Here is a 17,934-nt window from a genome sequence, read left to right on the forward strand (position 1 = left end):
TCAGACCGATATTTAATTAACCGCACCATGATTTATGGTGGCGACAGCCTGAGTAAGTTTGTACGCGCCCTGAACACCTTTGAGCGGGTGGATCTAAAGTGAGAAATACTGCGCTTATTGTTCTGACATTTGCCCTCAACGCCTGTGTTAGCACCAGCGACGGGCTGTCGTTTAAGTCGGCCCCGGCTAAAGACCCAAGGTACAGCTATGCCATGCAGTTAGAACAACAACAGCAATGGGCAGAGGCTTTAGTGCAGTGGCGCATTCTGGCGCTGCTTTATGCCGACAATGCTCAGATAAAAAAACAAATGACCGATTTAAATCAGAAGATTGAATTACGTGTAAGCGCCCTTGAGCAGGAAATAGCACAGCTGGGAGCACGTGCATCCGGCAGTAAACAGCAGCAGTACTTGCAGCTTAAAATACTGGCACTAAAACCGGATTACCAACCTGCGATTGCTTACCTGCAACATGCCGACAGCAGACATGAGCTGGCCAGAGCAGAACGCAAAGCGCTACCGGTTAATAAACCAATGCCGAAAAACCCCATTAGCGCACCAGTGAAAGTGTTGGATCCACTTGATGGTATACTTGCCACAGCCGAGCAACAAAGCGTACAAGGGGATTTTGAACAGCTGCTGCTATCTGTTGCTGCAATTGAGGATATTGCACCGCAACACCCCAGCCTCAAACATTACCGCTACACGGCCTGGAATGGCCTTGCAAAACATAAGCTTAGCCAAAGCCAAATTAACGAAGCTTTGCAATGCTACGACAAAGCCCTCAGGTTCGCCGCTGACGCGGACAAACAAAGCCTGGCACATACAATCACTCAAATACGCCAACAGGAATCAGATCGGCTTTATGGCGAGGCAATGAAACTGTTTACCAGCGACATTGCGCAATCGATAAAGCTGCTTGAACAAGCCGTATCAATTGATGCCGCTAACCAGCGCGCAGGCCAGCAATTACAGCGTGCACACACCATCAGCAAGAATCTTAAGCAGATAAAGAAAAGCCAAAACTAACGTTTTGGTTTTAACTGGTAAAATGACATCTTGTAGATCTGAGTTGATGTCTGAACCTGAGTAATTCAGACATCAATTGAGATTATGGATTAAGTGCTTTTAAGCGCTGCTGCAGCTCAACTGCCTGACTACGATAGGCTGACACATCGGTGTTTGACGGGTCAACATGCAATACGATGTCCCATTTTTTAATGGCCTCTTCAATACGTTGCTGACGAAATGCGATAGAGGCCTCACGATGGTATTTACTTACAATCTGCTGCTGCAACTCCATCATTTTTTGCTGCGCTTCTGAATTACTGGCATCAGTAGCGTAAGCCAGACTGAAATAATCAAAAGCACTGATGTCATCGCCATTTTGCTGCATAAAATCAGCCGCCTGGGTGTACAGCTGCGCCGCAGTTGAGGCTTGGTTAGCTTTAATCATATCAGCTCTGCCAACCAATGCCTCGCTTGCCAATAGCCGCGTACTGGCATCGAATTCAGTATTCTGCGACGTCAGTATCCCGAGCAGTGATACTGATTGCGCAAAGTCCCCTGCTCTGTTCGCATCTGCCAGTTTGGCTTTAATAGTCGCTGGCGACTCCGGTACATTTTCAGCCAGCACTTCACTGCTGTCATCTTCAACGCTGGTGGTCTGCGGCTCTTCTTTTGACGCTACAATGTCTGTTGCCACAGCGGCCTGTTGTGGTTCAGTGCCTTGCTGCTTTTTTTGTGCCAGTTGCGCGTCTTTCTCGCGTACAGACCTGGCATTCGCGGTGAGCGGAATTTTGATCTTACTGCCGGTATTAATGCGGCTGGGGTTCTCAATACCGTTATATTTTGCCAGCGCATAAAACTCCAGCGCATTGCCCAAATAGTGCTGTGCCAGGGTACTGATGCTTTGGCCAAACGCCAGTTCAACAACGAAAAACTCTGGCGGATAAAAGTCATTAGCCGGCGTATTAATCTGTTTTAATAATTGTCTGGCACGGCTGCTATCAGGTGTACTGAGCAGGTACTCATTTAACTCCACGCTTGCGACATCAGCATTTCCCAGTTCAAGTTGCTGAATCGATTTTGACATGCGCTGCCTGGGCGTTAAGCCGGCTTCAGCAACTAGCGCAATATTCTGCTCATTTACACCGTTTTCCGATGTAGGCAGTGTTTTAGCTGATGGCCCGCTGTTGCCGGTTGTAGCACATGCACACAACGTCATGGTGATACCGCATAACAGAACTGCTTTGATGGTTTTATTTAGTAGCAAAAACACGTTTCCTCACTTGTCATTACGCTGCATTGCGTTAGGGATTAACGGCACTTTTCAACACAGTGGAATATACGCAAACCCAACGCAAAAGGTTGCAGTGCGCTGTATTTCGATAACGCTGCAACTTTACGCTGTTAGACGACGTATCATTCAATAGCAATACATAACCGGCAAGATGGTTGCGGTAGCGCAAAGACAAGAGCAGTGGAGTTAGTATTTAGTTAGCCTGGACAGCAGCAAGCCTTTGTTTTCGGCGTTTTGAACAGCCTGGGTGCGGTTATCTGCGTCGAACAATTCTAAAATTTTTGACACATATTCCTTTGCGGTATGTGGCGAAATATTTAGCGCGCGGGCGATTTCTTTGTTGGTCTTGCCTTGCGCCATAAAATGCAGTGTTTGTTCCTGACGGGTAGATAACATAATGCACTGATTAGGTTGCAGCTGCGGTTCAACGACAATTTCGCCCTGCAGAATTTTATCCAGCGCGCTTAACATTTTGGCTTTGGCAGATGCTTTGGAAATAAAGCCGTTTACCCCCAGGTTCATAATATTGCGTACATTGGTTTCGAAATCCAATGAGGAAATGACCACCATCGTTAACGTGGGATAACTGCTTTTTATCGTGCTAATGCCATCAAGCCCATTGGCATCAGGCATTTTAAGATCAACCAAGGCCAGGTTGATGCTGGGTTGTTGGCTAAGCAAAATCAGTGACTGTTGAATGTCCCGCGCTCTGAATATTTCAGCGCCAGGCAGTAGTTCATGCACAATAAGGGACACACCATCACCATAAAGATCATGATCTTCTGCAATCAACACACCTTTTTTAACCAAGCACTGGTTTAATGTCACTGGCTACCAATTTTAATGATAAGACTCTCGTTCGGATTATACCTTTATACCTGAAAAATTAAACAGATAGGTATTGGGCTTCAACGTAACGTATAAAAGCTCTTAGTTCTGCTGGTTCAACACCAGGATTTAAACGGTGCACTTTCAGCTTATCCGTCGCCGCATTGTTAAACGGCAAAGTGGAAAATGAACCAATAAATTGCGGTACTGCTGCCGCATCGGGCTGCTGAATATGATTAGACAAAAATTCAAACAGGTTAGACGATTCATCAGTAAAGTAGATGCAGTCCGCGATACTGTCACGACTGATATCGGCTGCATTAGTCGTGGTATAGCCCCATTTATGTAAATAGCTATTCACCTTGTTTTTCAGCTCGACGTTTTCAATCAGGTTAGCAATGGTCAAGCGCGGTATGCGCTCTTTACTTTGATTGTTTTTCTGCGCTATGCAGTTTTCAACATCGGGTATTTCAATACGAAAAACAGAGCCTGTATTGACTCTGGATTTGAGCGATATTTTATACCCCAGTGCATCAACCAGCTGTTTGACATTAGCCAGCCCAATACCAGAACCACTCTCCTGATGTTTGTAATGTCTGGCGCGTTGATACAGATCGAAAATAATCGGCTGTTCATGTTCGGGAATACCACACCCCGTGTCCCAAACTTCAATCACTATGCTGTGTTTACGGCAACGGCAAGTCATCAACACTGCGCCGCTCTGGCTATACTTCAACGCATTGGACAACAGATTACGTACTATTCGCCTTAACAATAACGGGTCGGTTGTGACCACGTATGACGGCGCCTGAATTCTCAGCTCAATACCTTTTTGCACTGCCATAGACGTGAATTCTGCTTTAACGTCATGCAACAGTTTGCTGATGTCGGTTTTTTCCAGGCTAACGCTAACCTTGCCCGCTTCCAACTGGCTCCAATCCATCAGTGCATTGAAGGTTTCGTCAAATGTCGTTTGCACCTGCTGCAATTGACTTAATATGGACTTGCCCTGCTGGCTTTGAACTTCCCCTTCCAGATGACCGGTGAGTAACTGCATGGAATGTATAGGCTGGCGTAAATCGTGACTCACTGATGCCAAAAACATCGTTTTAGCGAGGCTTCGGGTTTCAGCTTCAAGTTGCTGTTTCTTATGGTCTGCAAAACGTAACAAGATAGCGACCAGATGACCAAAAAAATGTATCGCCTGATAAACCGGGTCATAACCTGGGTTATATATTATCGCGTCGCTGCTGTAACTGGGGTCTACATTCAGCGCAAATGCCTTTTCACCGATGCGGAAAAATATCGGTAACCAACCTAAAACAAACAACACATAATATTTGCGCAGCTTAAACGCATATATAACCCCCAACACCACTGCGAACAGCGTGACTAACAGGCCATAGAAAATACTGACCATGATCATGGTTTCCGGCTTCAGGAACAGCTCTGACAGCAGCAAACTCATAAATATACAGCTACTGATAATGATAAAACTGCGGTTGTAAAAGCGGCGTAGTGGAAGTGGATCCTTGTCAGATGATAAAAATGACAGTACAAATTTCAATAAGCAGATTTCAGTTACACAGATCAGCAGCCAGAACCAGTCTGGCAAGCCGTTATCAAGCCCAAAGAAAACAATGCCAAGATAGCTGCGCGACAGCGTAATCAGCGCCATTAAAAACGACGAGATGGCAAACCAGAAAAATGTCATTTCACGCAGCAAGAAAAAGCACACCAGAGACGCCGCAATACTGGAAAAAACGATACCCATCGTAAATAGAAACAACGCGTTGGCTTTTTCCGTCACCCGCGCGTATTTTCCACTGCTATACAAATCGAGCGACACAGGTGGTACAAAGCTGTCTGCCGACAGTATCACCAGCACCCTGGCTGTAGATTCACGCGGTAACGAAATCGGAATACCGTGACCGAACACACTCCTGATGGCGTCGTTGTCACTGCCATCTTTAAAATTAGCGGCAAAGTATGAGTTGCCGTCTTCGGTGATAACATAAACCTCAATCTGGTCTATCAAAAACCGATTAACATGCAATATCCATTGTGACGTATGGGTATAGTTGTCTAAAGCGATGAACAAGCCATAGTGACTGTGTTGCTCGAAGTTGGGAATAGTAACCGTTGAATCCGCCGCAATCTGCTGTATGACCGAGGTTATATTTCCAAGCCCGGTATTTGCAGGCACTTCAAAATAGGCTGCCGCTTGTTTTTGCGCGTTTAAACGAAAAGCCTGATTTTGGTCATTCAGTTCCAGCGTAGGCTTTTCATCTGATGGTGATGCATAAGCCATAGGTGAAACCAGGCAGGTAATGACATTAAGCCAGATTAAAGCAAGAATAAGTGCAGACGCGTATTTCATGTTTGTGGTTATTGTTAGTAAGTCATTTTTACCGGGCAAACAGCCTTGCTACAGCCTTAATTGCCATCCATTTTAATTAATGCGACACAGCACAAACACGCAAATTAACGCGATTCTAACACATTGATTTCCCGCTTTCGCCCCCCCATCTGTCGGGTTTTCCTTTCCCCCTGACTCAGTAGACTAGTCCCATTAACAGCTAGCAAGTGACGTTTTTGACGGCGCTTTTGTGAGTACTACTGAGTCGGGATCATGGATAATAATGAATTAGTACGTTTAATTGCACTATGTGCAAAACGTGATCAAAAAGCCTTGCAGCAGCTCTATCGCAATACTTCAACCTACTTAAATACGGTTGCTTACCGTATTGTTGGTTGTCAGGAATACAGCAAAGAAGTACTGCAAGATGCCTATTTACAAATTTGGGATAGTGCAGACGAATATTATCCGCAGCAAGCACAAGCCATGACCTGGATGAGCAGCATAGTAAGGTATCGTTCAATCGATAAAATCCGCCGTGAAAAGAATCACCGTAATCGGCCGCTTTTCGAAGAAGAGCAGGAAATATTACTCAACACCCCCTGCACTGATAAACCCGAAGAACAATGCATGCAGTTAATGTTTGGCGAGGACATTGAAAAACATTTAAACGCTATGAACGATAACTTTAAAAACAGCATTCAATTGGCGTATTTCTATGGCTATACCAGAGAAGAGCTTTCAGAAGCTTTAGGCACCAATCTGAATACGATAAAATCATGGCTACGCCGCGGCACAGCAAGGCTTAAAGAGCAGTTAGAAAGTCGTTACAACTAAGAGCAATTAACTCTGTGAATAGAAATTTATACTGAAACTTCATCACAGAAGAGTAATACAACTGCCACTTGTCCACTGCCATTAATTTGACTATAGTTCGACAGTTGCGCGATACCCGCGCAAAGTGTTAGTAAACCCGAGCAAAATTTTTTGCACCACAGGTTGCACCACAACTTTTTAAAATATGGCGCTAACCCTTGGTATATCTGGATGTTCGATTCCTGTTGGGGCAGCCAACACAAAATCCGGGATATGCAGCTGAGCACTGCCGATAACGGTTTTTGTGCGCATATGCATCACCCTTGCGTTGACGACAAGACCGGCACTATCACGTAGTATCGTGCCAGCCAGCACATAATTTACCCGCTGTTTTGTATCAAGATAACTATCTCGGCTGAACACCAGCTCACCAGCCGGCGTGACCCGGATCTGGCTGGACAATTTGATATCGGCAACAGGTATACCCAAGCGTTGCATCTGATAATACATATGCTCAGCCAGCTGGTTACCTACCGCAGTAGTATTGCTAAGTTGCTGATCAAATTCTACAAAGGTTGAAATGGCAACAGGTTGCTCTGGCAGCACGTATTGCATAGATTGCAGCAGCTGGAAAGCCAGATCGGCAGCGTAATCAGATAAAGGTTTTGTGGGCCGGGGCGGGTAATCGGTAACAGACGGCAAGTAATTGCCACCTGTGCTGATTGGATTTGCCGAAGCATCGCCGCCGTCTGCAATGGCTGACGGCGCGCAAGGCATACAACTGTTCTGATACTCAGGCAGCAACTGGCAGCCCGATAATACTGCGACTGCCGCTAAGCATATCCCTACTTTCATTTAAACCTCTGTCTGCATCTGCACTCTCTACAGTATCGGCAACGACAGAGGTTTTCTTTAGCTGCTTACCCTTGTTTTAACTGTAATTTATCGTTACCGGTATTGCTGATAACAGCATTAACCACGGACTCCGGCACAAAAGTGCGCGCCGCAGAAATGACCTGTTTGGTGTCAATACGGATCAGTCTGGCATTAAGCAACACTCCGCTTTTATGTGCAGTCATTGTGCCGGTGACAACGAAGCGGATAGGCAACTCAGCACTTAGCTCGTTAAAGTCGCGGCTTAAGGCAAAATCGCCTGAGGGGGTCACACGGATATAATCCGTCACTTTATAGTCCAGCACTGCGACACCAAACTTATGTAAGTCATACATAATTGCTTCGCTAAGGTGATTGCTCAGCACAGAGCCCTTATCCAAACTGCTGTCAACATAGCTAAAGTCGGTCACACCAACCATGCCGGTCTCTTCTGCTGCTCTGTGATTAGACATCAGCTCATGTACCAGAGCCCTCGAGTATTCATTAATTGTCAGCATCGGTTGCTTATCCGAATTCAGCTGCTGACTGGGTAATTGATATGCAGGCGCGGCAAGACGGTCAGCTTGCGGTTTTGTACTGACAACCTGGCGGTTTTGCTGTGACGCGCAGGACGCTAACAGTATGGTGCTGCACAGCAGCGTTAATGCATATTTCATTTTGTCTCTCCTGACATTGAGCGCCGGTACAGCATATCGCCTTGCTGGACGACCTGCCGCTGGCCCCACAACACGTTTGCCGGTATATAGCCGCTGGCTGCCGCCAGCACTTTCTGATTAGCGACACTGATAAGACGTGCATTTAGCATGTAGCCGTCCTCCATAGGGGTATAAGTGCCGGCCAGTAACGTATCAGCATCGCTTGCTGCACTGATATCTTCGAGCTGACGCGACAACGCTTGCGTGTGATCATCCAGCAGCAGCAGCTGCTGCCTTAAGCGGTAATCGAATACAGCGAAACCATGCTGGCGGGCATGCGTTAACATGCTCTCGCTGAGCTGATTAGCCAGTTGTTTCTCTGCTTCATCGACAGCGCTAAGCGACAAACTATTGACCGGCACAAAACTGGCAACCGCTATCTGCGCCGCGGGCTGCATTACGCTACCGGTATGAGGCAGCTGTGCAAACAGATTGTCGGCTAACTGCTGAGTGTAAACATGTAGCGGAAATTTACTCAACTCAGCGCGGCTATTCTCCTGAGCTACGGGTTTTATACTGCAACCTGCAGCAATCAGTAATATTATTACCGAAATTAATATTTTCATAAGCAACCTCAGCTTCTGTACTGAAAACGCTAAGCAATTTACAGGCCAGAAGCATCGGCAAGCTTTTGACGCTATATCGCTACCGGCGCCTTGATATGCGGGTGAGCCTGATAGTTTAACAGCGTAAAGTCGTCAAAAGTAAAATCGAAAATATTATCAACAGCCGGGTTTAGCTGCATTTGTGGCATAGGGAAAGGTGCACGAGCCAGTTGTGTATTCACCTGTTCCAGATGGTTCAGGTATAAATGCGCATCACCAAAAGTATGCACAAAATCGCCTGGTTCGAGCTTACACACCTGCGCCACCATCAGGGTTAACAGGGCATAACTGGCAATATTAAATGGTACCCCCAGGAAAATATCTGCACTGCGCTGATACAACTGACAGGACAACTTGCCGTCATTAACATAAAACTGGAACAGCGTATGACAAGGCGGTAAGGCCTGCTTACCCCTGGCAGCGTTTTCTTTTGGTGATACTGACGTATCCGGTAACAATGCCGGGTTCCAGGCACTGACAATTAAACGCCGCGAGTCCGGCGTGCGTTTAATATCGGCGATCAGCTGGCTTATCTGATCGATCACACCGCCATCAGCCGCCTGCCAACTACGCCACTGCGCACCATAGACCGGGCCTAACTCACCTGACTCTGTCGCCCATTCATCCCAGATAGAGACACCATTGTCTTTTAAGTAACCAATGTTGGTTTCACCTTTTAAAAACCATAGCAATTCATGGATAATCGAGCGCAGATGGCATTTCTTGGTGGTAACCAGCGGAAAACCTTCCGCTAAATTAAACCGCATCTGATAGCCAAATACACTGATAGTGCCGGTGCCGGTGCGGTCAGTTTTTTTGTGGCCATGCTCCAGCACATGGCGCATTAAATCAAGATACTGCTTCATGCTTTTGAAACCTGTTTTTCTGCTTGTGGGTGCCTGCTAAAGGCATAAATAATCAGCCCGGTACCGGCAATAATCATTGGCAAAGACAACCATTGCCCCATCGACATACCGGCAGACAGTACACCTAAGTGCGCATCGGGTTCGCGGTAAAATTCGACAAAGAAACGCGCACTGCCATAACCTGCCAGGAAAATGCCTCCCAAGGTGCCGGTTGGCGGGTTAAAGCGGCGCACCAGCATAATAATGATAAACAGTACTACGCCTTCCAGTGCAAACTCATATAACTGTGACGGATGTCGCGGCAACGGCCCTGCCCCCGGGAACAGCACTGCCCAGGGCACATCAGTCGGCCGGCCCCAAAGCTCTGCGTTAATAAAATTACCAAGCCTGCCCGCTGCTAAGCCAAGTGGAATAAGCGGTGCAACAAAGTCACCCAGTTCGAGATAACGCTTGTTATTGCGCCAGGCAAACCATGCCATAGCACTGAGCACCCCTAATAAGCCACCGTGAAATGACATACCACCGGTCCAGATTTTAAATAAGTACACCGGGTCGCTGACAAAGAGTTCAAACTGGTAAAACAATACATAACCTATACGGCCGCCCAGAATGACGCCCAAAAAGCCTATAAATAATAAGTCACTGACCTGTTGTTCACTCCAGCCTGAACCCGGTTTTTTGGCCGCACGGTTGGCCAGCCACCAGGCCAGCGCAAAAGCAACCAGATACATCAGGCCATACCAGCGCAAGCTGACCGGGCCGAGCGAAAAAATAACCGGATCTATTTGCGGAAACGTAATATAACTTGCAGACATAACTTCCCTTAACTCAGAATCATCTTCGCTGCGATAAGCAGCAATAATATGCCAAATACCCGTTTAATTGTCAGCACAGGCAACCGCTGTGTCAGTTTCGCCCCCAGCGGCGCAGTAAAGGCTGAGGTACAGACAATCCCCAACAACGCAGGCAGATAAATGTAACCAACAAACCCCTGTGCAAACTGATAGTGCTGCCAGCCCGCAATGACGTAACCGAGCGAGCCAAAAGCCGCTATAGCAATGCCGCTGGCGGCGGCACAACCAATAGCACGGCGCATATCAACCGAGTAGTAATTCAACATAGGTACGAACAGAGCGCCGCCACCAATACCCAGTAAACTGGCTATCCCGCCAAGACCAGCAGAAATAACCGCTAAAATAGCAGCGCCAGGCAGTTGTCTTTTACCTATGGCGCTGCGTGATCCCAACATACGCAGTGCCAGTATCAGCACTGCTATACCAAACAGCATTTGCAATACGCCGGGGCTGATGTTGTGCGCCAGGTAAGCCACCAGCCAGGCCCCTGCCGCAGCGCCAACCATAATCGAGGTCGCAGTTGTCCAGGGCACATTACCCCAGCGGTGATGCGCCAGCACTGACGAAGTGGCAGTGAAAATAATCGACGCCAGCGATGTAGCGATGGCAACCAGTATGGCCTGCTCGGGCGCCACTATGTCAAAGCCCGGCAGTAGCATAAGCAACACCGGCACCACAATTAAACCGCCACCAATACCCAGCAATCCGGCGAGAAAACCCACTACGGCGCCCAGTACCAGAGTAATAGCAACGATAGTTAACACGGCAATCTCTTAGTTATGCAAGGCGCTGCAGTATAACAGCGAAGGAAGTATAACGGCACGCGCTTAAGCCCGTAACTGACTGAGCAGCTGCTTTTGTTCTAAAAAGCGCTGAATATGTAGCCTGACCTGCTTCGCTGACTGGCATGCCAGAATTTCCGGCAGTAGCAGCGCCAGCTCAGACATCTGAACCCGGCGTAATAACCATTTAATTTTCGCCAGGTTACTGCTGTTCATACTAAAGCTGTTATACCCCATCGCCGCTAGCAACAATACTCCTGCCGGCTCGCCGGCCAGCTCACCGCAAACACTAACCGGGAACTGCAGCCCCTGCGCCTGCTGCGACAATTGATACAATGCTCTGAGCACAGCCGGGTGCATCGCATCATACAAACTGGCAACCCTTGGATTATTGCGGTCAACTGCCAACAGGTATTGAGTTAAGTCGTTTGTTCCAACTGAGCAGAAATCGACTTTACGCGCCAGCTCTGGCAACTGATACATGATGGATGGTACTTCAATCATAACGCCAATCTTGGGCTTGGGCAGCTCAATAGACAGCTCATCACTGACCTCAAAACTGGCCTGTTTTATCAGCCTGACCGATTCGTCCACTTCTGCCAGATCGGAAATCATCGGCAGCAGTATATGCAAATTATCCAGTGCCAGATTGGCTTTTAACATGGCGCGGATTTGCACCAGAAAAATCTCCGGATGATCCAGCGTTAAGCGGATACCACGCCAACCCAGAAACGGGTTTTCTTCAACCAGACTAAAATACGGCAAGGCTTTATCGCCGCCAACGTCCAGCGTGCGCATAATGACCGGTTTGTCAGGATAGCTTTCCAGCACCTTGCGGTACAGCTCTATCTGTTCCTGTTCTGTCGGAAAGCGGCTGCGCATAATAAACGGAAATTCCGTACGGTATAACCCCACTCCGCCGGTATACTTCGGATCTGTGGTTTCCAGCTCTATTGCCAGGCCAGAATTGACCATCAGGTTAAAAGGCGCACCGCAGGATGAGCATGACTCCAGGGCAATTTCTGCCTGATAACGTGCATTTAACGCAGCATCCTCTGTAATAAGTCTTTGATACTCATGACAAATGGCTTCAATTGGTGATACCAGTATCTGTCCCTGATAGCCATCAACTATCAGGCGCTGTCCCTGCCATTGCAGCAATGGCAGTTCACTTACGCCCATCACCGCCGGAATACCCAGCGCACGCGCCATAATAGCAGCGTGCGAGTTAACAGAACCCTTTAACGAAACAATGGCCACCAGCTGTTCGCGCGGCACTTCGGCCAGCATAGTCGCGGTAACATTATCGGCGACCAGCACTACCTTTTGCGGCAGCTTTATTTTGCGTTGCTCGGTATCCAGCAGGTTATTCAGTACGCGCTGTCCCAGATCGCGGATGTCGGTGCCTCTTTCGCGCAGATAGGCATCGTCCATATCGTCGAACTGACGGGCAAACTTTTCCACTACGCGCTTTAGCGCACTCTTGGCACACCAGCCTTCTGCAATCTGCTGCTCAATTTCCCGGCCCAGGCTGGCGGCATCCAACAGCTGATGGTACACATCGAAAATAGCCAGCGCATCTGGCGGCATATGGCCACTCATGCGCTCTGCCAGCCGGTTAAACTCCGCCTTGGTTATTTTTACTGCGCGGTAAAAATGCGCCAGCTCTTTGTCCGGGTCATCTGCCCGTTTAAGCGAAATCGCGTTAAAGTCATTTGCCGGCTCCAGTACAAACGCCTCACCTATGGCGATACCTGGCGCCCCCGGTAACCCTTTCAGCTGGCTCGACTGGCTTTGGCTTGGACTACTCTGGCTGACTGCCTGACGCATCTCCGCGTTGGCCAGTACAGATGCCAGCTGCGCGCCAAGTGTCACCAGAAACGATTCCTCGTCCTCGCTAAACACCCGTTCAGCGGCTTGCTGAATGGTCAGTACACCTAACACTTTACGATGATGAATAATGGGACAGCCTAAAAAAGCAGAAAAGCGATCTTCGCTAACTTCCGGCGTCACTTTAAAGCGGGGGTGAAGATGGGCTTTGGCCAAGTTAATGGGCTCTTCGCGTTGCCCTACCCAGCCAATCAAGCCTTCGGAGAAGCCAATAGCTATATTACCGATGGCATCAGGATTGAGGCCGTCAGTAGCCATCAACATAAAATGCTGCTGTTCATAATCGGCAAGGTATACCGAGCAGCACTCTGTTGCCAGCGCCTGTTTTACACTCGAGACTAAGCCAGCTAATGCGTTTTGAAGCACCGGCTCTTGTGCTACATCCTGAACAATTCGCCTTAACTGGCCTAACATAAGAGCCTCTTTTTCAGTCTAGCTAATTGCCTAACCTGTATTGCTAACTCTTTTTCTTACCTTCGCGGCGTATAAACGGCAAAGCGACCGGGGCAAACTCTTTCATGACTTTTCGGTAAACTTCGCGCTTAAACGCGACCACTTGTCTAACCGGATACCAGTAGCTGACCCAACGCCAGCTATCAAATTCCGGATGCGTGGTTTTAAGTAAGTTTACATCCTCGTCAGCACAGGTCAGCCGAAGTAAAAACCACTTCTGTTTCTGACCAATACACACCGGGTTACTGTCTTTACGAATCAAACGCTTAGGAAGTTTGTAGCGTAGCCAGTGTTTAGTTGTGGCGATAATTTCCACATCTTTGGCACTTAGCCCAACCTCTTCGTTTAGTTCACGAAACATGGCTTGCTCCGGTGTTTCACCGTCGTCAATACCACCCTGCGGATATTGCCAGGAATGCTGACCATACCGTTTTGCCCAAAACACCTGTCCCTGGTGGTTACAAATCACTATGCCGACATTGGCCCGAAACCCTTCGGCATCGATCACACAAACCTCTGGCGGATCTTAAACAATATGCAAAAGATTCTTTCATAAAGTCGGAGCTTGGGCAAACGGTATTTTCAGCACACCTTTTACAGACTTATCCACAATAATACATACCGACAGCACCTCCATGTGCACTTCTTCACAGAGCGTGTTGATAACACTGTGCAAAAACAACATTTAACCACTGAATAACTGAGATACAATGAATATCAACTTATAACCATTGCAGTCAGATATGTTTAATATCAATAAGTTACATAGCACAATATTCTACTAATCTGCCGCAATGGCTGTGTGCAAGTCAGTTTGCTGCGTTTTTAAGCAGCCAAAGCGACAGAAAAATGTTAGCGTATTCCTATATTTGCTGATTATGACAACCATGTACTCATCTCCGGCCTCATTAGCTGAACTACAACGCCGCAGTCTGGCATTAGCTGGCTTAACATTGGGCCAGATTGCTGCACAGTTGCAACTGCCGGTACCGCTAAACCTGCAAAAAGACAAAGGCTGGGTCGGCCAGCTGTTGGAACAAATTTTGGGCGCCAGCGCAGGTTCTAAAGCCGAGCCTGATTTCCCTCACCTTGGCGTAGAACTGAAAACCTTACCTATTGACCGGGATGGTAAGCCACTTGAGAGCACTTATGTCTGCGTCGCACCACTGACTGATGTTGGCGGCTTACAGTGGCACGAATCATGGGTATGCCGTAAATTGCAGCATGTCTTGTGGGTGCCAATCCTGGCAGAACGGCAGATCCCGCTTCGTGAGCGAATGATCGGCACGGCATTTTTATGGCGACCCAATCCGCAACAGTTACAGGAACTGCAGCAGGACTGGGAAGAGCTGATGGAGCAAATTACGCTGGGTGGTATTGCCAATATCCGCGGTGCCCAGGGTAAGCATCTACAGCTTAGACCCAAGGCAGCCAACAGCCGTGCACTGACGGCCGCTGTAGGCGCGCACGGCGAGCCGATAAGAACCCTGCCCCGGGGCTTTTATCTTAAAGCTGCTTTTACGGCAAGCTTGCTGGCACAGCAGTTTGCACCCGGTTAATGGCTATACTTTTCCATGATGCGGCTATAACTGCCATTGTCACGCAGTTGCGCCAAACCTGAGTTAAATTGCTCGACCTGCGTTGGCGAAACCGACTCTTTACTAAACATGACGTAAACATCGGAACTGCCCAGGCTAATACTGTGTGGCTGTATGTATTTATCCAGACCTTTACGGCGTAAAATTGACGCACCGACAAAGCTGTCTTCTAACAGGCCGTCAATTTCTTCATCCAGTAAACGGGCCATATTCAGTTCACTGATAATAGCGCCGACGAATTTGCTACGCTGCGTTTCATCGGCATATAAAGCCGCCACTTCATCGCCGTAGTAATATTCATTGACCACGCCGACTTTATGACCATCCGCCAGAAATGCAGCTAAATCAGCATAAGGCAGGTTAGCCTGGTCTTTACGCACGTATAGCTGAAACCTTTCCTGACGGTATGGCTCAGAAAAATAAGCAAAAGCTTCACGATCATCGGTTTTAGACGCGCCTAACACAAAATCAACTTCACCTTGCTTGAGCAATGTCAGCAATTCAAGCCAACTGCCCTGAATCACATTCAGACTGCAATCCATGTTATCCATTACGGCTTGCACTATCTCAACATCCAGGCCGGCAACTGTATTGCCGACCGTCATGTACTGATATGGCTCCCAGGCGTCCATGCCAAGTGTCAGCTCACAATCATTTTGTTCAACCGCTACAGGTGCGGCGGCGGGCTGGCTTTGTGCCACAGTTTGGGTTTCATTTTGTTGGGCAGGTTTACAGCCTGAGAGGATAAGCATTACAACAACGACCACTGGTATGTAAGTTTTCATATTACACCTTAAGGCGTTACTGGTTTGCTCCAAGCTTAGTGCATAACCGTTCATTTCGCCGCTTTAGCGTAATAAGCCAGTAAAAACAGTACAGTTATGTTTCCACTGAGTCGCAACCTTTGGCGTTATCCACTGTACTTGTCTGACGCTTAGGCGCACCGAACATCACCATCAGCAACTGCTTCCAGGATCTGATATGCCGGGCATCATTCCACATGCGGCGCCACTCGTAAAAGGTGATGCTCAATGGATTGTCGGAGTTGAAATCATCAGTAATACCATAACGGCAAGGAGCATTGTCTTGCTCAGGCACAAAAGTACCAAATAGCCGATCCCAGATTATCAGGACACCCGCGAAGTTTTTGTCAATGTAGCGGGCATTGCAGGCATGGTGAACCCGGTGATGTGAAGGCGTGTTAAGCACCCACTCCAACAACCCCAGCTTTTTAACCGCCTGGGTGTGGACAAAAAACTGAAATGCCAGGTTCAGTGCCACCACCGCAAACACCAAAGTGGGTGGAAAACCAAGCAAGATCATCGGTGTCCAGAACAGCCACATACCTGATAGCGGGTACGTCAGGCTTTGCCGCAGCGCTGTGCTGAAATTCATCAGGCGCGAGCTGTGATGTGTAACATGCGAGGCCCATAACCAACGAACACGATGCGATGCCCGGTGAAACCAGTAATACAAAAAGTCCTGCAGCAGAAATGCGAAGGCAATCGTGCCAGCGCTGAGCTCTATCTCGAACAGGCGATACTGATGCAACCAGATAAAGAACGGCATCAACAGCAACAGTGCCAGCATATCGCTGCCCTGATGTAATAATGCCAGTACCGCATTCGCTGCACTGTCTTGCCAGCGATAACGTGCTGGGGTCAGTTTACGTGAACTGAGCCATTCCCAGGCGATAAAACCAAGAAACACCGGGCTTAATGCAAGTAAAATAAGTTCTACCGGGATCATCTGTTGTTGTCCGCACGCTTTGCCAGTTAACGATGTTACTGCAAAGCCGGATTGAACTCTACAGAGTTCCCGGTATGGGGTTTAACGCTTAGAAGCGAGCCAGAAACTCGGCCCGTGTGCGGCCATCTTCTTTAAAGATGCCTCCCAGTGCAGTAGTCTGGGTTTTCGAGTTGACATCCATGACACCGCGCGACTTCACGCAGTAGTGTACAGCTTCCATCGTAACGGCAACGTTTTTTGTTTGCAGTAAGGTTTGCAGTGCAACCAGAATTTGCTGGGTTAAACGCTCCTGTACCTGCGGGCGCTGTGCAAAGAAACGTACAATACGGTTAATTTTTGATAAGCCAATAATACGCTGATCCGGGATGTACGCCACGGTGGCACTGCCATCTATGGTAACAAAGTGATGCTCACAGGTGCTGGTAAAGCTGATATCTTTTACCTTTACCATTTCTCTGACCTGCATTTTATTTTCTATCAGTGCCATTTTCGGAAAGTTGCTGTAATCCAACCCACCAAAAATTTCGTCCACGTACATTTTCGCAATACGATGCGGGGTTTCGTTCAGGCTGTCATCATTCAGATCCAACCCGAGTGTCTTGACCACCTCGGTCATCAGTGCATTGATTTTATCGTACTTCTGGTCACGCGACAGACCATTGTCTACCATAGGGGTTTCAAGCCCCTGGGCTTCAAGCGCGCTGCGCACCACCTTTGCTTCTTCTGATAACATAACTTTTCCCAACCCGACGTCGATTACTGTTATACGTGCCGTCAAAGCCGCTAGTTTACGGAGAATGTCATTTTTTTGCCATTTTTATGATTGACTCCGGCACCGAAACCAAAGCTTCGGGCCAGATGGAGGCAGGCTACTGTACTAAAGACAAGGCTTCAAGCAACTCCCGTGGCTCAACTTCCGGGCCATTAAGGCTATCATCCCAGTTGGTCCCAATCAGGACGCCGTCGTCATACATCTCTTTGAGCCATCCTTCACAGAAAACATCCAGCGGAATAGCTTCAGGTTTATACACTGCCCACTCGTCAGAGCAATGCGCTTTAGCCGAGGCTTCATCAGACCAGAAAGGCATCACATCGGTGTCTTCAAACTCGACAGACTCTACGACGAGTAAATCTTCACCATCGGCAAGGACATACACTACGCCATGAGTTTTGGCTTCTTCAACAAAACGCTGAAAACTTGGATCTTGTGCAAACTGGCTCATTATCATTTCCACATTAAGATA

18 protein-coding genes are annotated in these 17,934 nt (G+C 48.0%); 3 read left to right on the top strand and 15 right to left on the bottom strand.

What is annotated here, in order from left to right; translation table 11 throughout:
- Positions 1–98: 98 nt before the first annotated feature.
- Positions 99–1,028 (top strand): hypothetical protein, encoded by a 930-nt coding sequence (locus tag VIN66_RS17470; protein WP_331925174.1) that lies wholly within the window; start codon positions 99–101, stop codon positions 1,026–1,028.
- A gap of 82 nt (positions 1,029–1,110) precedes the next feature.
- On the opposite strand, the gene VIN66_RS17475 is transcribed toward VIN66_RS17470, so the two are convergent.
- The 3 genes from VIN66_RS17475 to VIN66_RS17485 all read right to left on the bottom strand — a co-directional run bounded on the left by VIN66_RS17475 (position 1,111) and on the right by VIN66_RS17485 (position 5,509).
- Complete coding sequence (locus VIN66_RS17475; protein ID WP_331925175.1) at positions 1,111–2,274, bottom strand: hypothetical protein; 1,164 nt, start codon at positions 2,272–2,274, stop codon at positions 1,111–1,113.
- 213 nt (positions 2,275–2,487) lie between these two features.
- Complete coding sequence (locus tag VIN66_RS17480; RefSeq protein ID WP_331925176.1) at positions 2,488–3,096, bottom strand: response regulator transcription factor; 609 nt, start codon at positions 3,094–3,096, stop codon at positions 2,488–2,490.
- A 91-nt stretch (positions 3,097–3,187) separates the two neighbouring features.
- Positions 3,188–5,509, bottom strand: a complete 2,322-nt coding sequence (locus tag VIN66_RS17485) for a sensor histidine kinase (protein ID WP_331925177.1) — start codon at positions 5,507–5,509, stop codon at positions 3,188–3,190.
- A gap of 252 nt (positions 5,510–5,761) precedes the next feature.
- On the opposite strand from VIN66_RS17485, the gene VIN66_RS17490 reads away from it, so the two are divergent.
- A complete protein-coding gene (locus VIN66_RS17490) occupies positions 5,762–6,325 on the top strand; it encodes an RNA polymerase sigma factor (protein WP_331925178.1) in 564 nt (187 codons plus the stop codon).
- 177 nt (positions 6,326–6,502) lie between these two features.
- Here VIN66_RS17490 and VIN66_RS17495 read toward each other — a convergent pair whose 3' ends face one another.
- From VIN66_RS17495 to rppH, 8 genes are all read right to left on the bottom strand, one after another.
- Positions 6,503–7,159, bottom strand: a complete 657-nt coding sequence (locus VIN66_RS17495; RefSeq protein ID WP_331925179.1) for a FlgO family outer membrane protein — start codon at positions 7,157–7,159, stop codon at positions 6,503–6,505.
- A gap of 65 nt (positions 7,160–7,224) precedes the next feature.
- Positions 7,225–7,854, bottom strand: a complete 630-nt coding sequence (locus tag VIN66_RS17500; protein ID WP_331925180.1) for a FlgO family outer membrane protein — start codon at positions 7,852–7,854, stop codon at positions 7,225–7,227.
- On the bottom strand, positions 7,851–8,459 hold the full coding sequence (locus VIN66_RS17505) for a FlgO family outer membrane protein (RefSeq protein WP_331925181.1): 609 nt from the start codon (positions 8,457–8,459) through the stop codon (positions 7,851–7,853). The genes VIN66_RS17500 and VIN66_RS17505 overlap by 4 nt, the downstream gene beginning before the upstream one ends.
- A gap of 71 nt (positions 8,460–8,530) precedes the next feature.
- Complete coding sequence (locus tag VIN66_RS17510; RefSeq protein WP_331925182.1) at positions 8,531–9,364, bottom strand: thymidylate synthase; 834 nt, start codon at positions 9,362–9,364, stop codon at positions 8,531–8,533.
- Complete coding sequence (lgt, locus tag VIN66_RS17515; protein WP_331925183.1) at positions 9,361–10,179, bottom strand: prolipoprotein diacylglyceryl transferase; 819 nt, start codon at positions 10,177–10,179, stop codon at positions 9,361–9,363. Before lgt ends, VIN66_RS17510 begins: the two co-directional genes overlap by 4 nt.
- A gap of 8 nt (positions 10,180–10,187) precedes the next feature.
- Entirely contained in the window at positions 10,188–10,982 is a 795-nt protein-coding gene (locus VIN66_RS17520; RefSeq protein WP_331925184.1) for a sulfite exporter TauE/SafE family protein, read from the bottom strand.
- A gap of 63 nt (positions 10,983–11,045) precedes the next feature.
- Positions 11,046–13,304, bottom strand: a complete 2,259-nt coding sequence (ptsP, locus tag VIN66_RS17525; protein WP_331925185.1) for a phosphoenolpyruvate--protein phosphotransferase — start codon at positions 13,302–13,304, stop codon at positions 11,046–11,048.
- A gap of 43 nt (positions 13,305–13,347) precedes the next feature.
- A complete protein-coding gene (gene rppH / locus VIN66_RS17530; RefSeq protein WP_331925186.1) occupies positions 13,348–13,851 on the bottom strand; it encodes an RNA pyrophosphohydrolase in 504 nt (167 codons plus the stop codon).
- 379 nt (positions 13,852–14,230) lie between these two features.
- Between rppH and mutH the strand changes: the two genes are divergently transcribed.
- The gene (gene mutH / locus VIN66_RS17535) at positions 14,231–14,902 is read left to right on the top strand and encodes a DNA mismatch repair endonuclease MutH (protein ID WP_331925187.1); all 672 of its coding nucleotides are present in this window, start codon (positions 14,231–14,233) and stop codon (positions 14,900–14,902) included.
- On the opposite strand, the gene VIN66_RS17540 is transcribed toward mutH, so the two are convergent.
- The 4 genes from VIN66_RS17540 to VIN66_RS17555 all read right to left on the bottom strand — a co-directional run.
- A complete protein-coding gene (locus VIN66_RS17540) occupies positions 14,899–15,726 on the bottom strand; it encodes a transporter substrate-binding domain-containing protein (protein WP_331925188.1) in 828 nt (275 codons plus the stop codon). The two genes, mutH and VIN66_RS17540, sit on opposite strands and share 4 nt — an antisense overlap.
- A 94-nt stretch (positions 15,727–15,820) precedes the next feature.
- Positions 15,821–16,690 (bottom strand): sterol desaturase family protein, encoded by an 870-nt coding sequence (locus VIN66_RS17545; protein ID WP_331925189.1) that lies wholly within the window; start codon positions 16,688–16,690, stop codon positions 15,821–15,823.
- A gap of 88 nt (positions 16,691–16,778) precedes the next feature.
- Positions 16,779–17,423: a GTP cyclohydrolase I FolE gene (gene folE, locus VIN66_RS17550; RefSeq protein WP_331925190.1), complete on the bottom strand. Its 645-nt coding sequence runs from the start codon at positions 17,421–17,423 to the stop codon at positions 16,779–16,781.
- Between the two features lie 136 nt (positions 17,424–17,559).
- A partial coding sequence (locus tag VIN66_RS17555) for a DUF2750 domain-containing protein (RefSeq protein WP_331925191.1) occupies positions 17,560–17,934 on the bottom strand: 375 nt, incomplete at its 5' end.

The sequence above is a fragment of the Rheinheimera sp. genome (genome assembly GCF_036568245.1).
Taxonomy (GTDB): Bacteria; Pseudomonadota; Gammaproteobacteria; order Enterobacterales; family Alteromonadaceae; genus Alishewanella.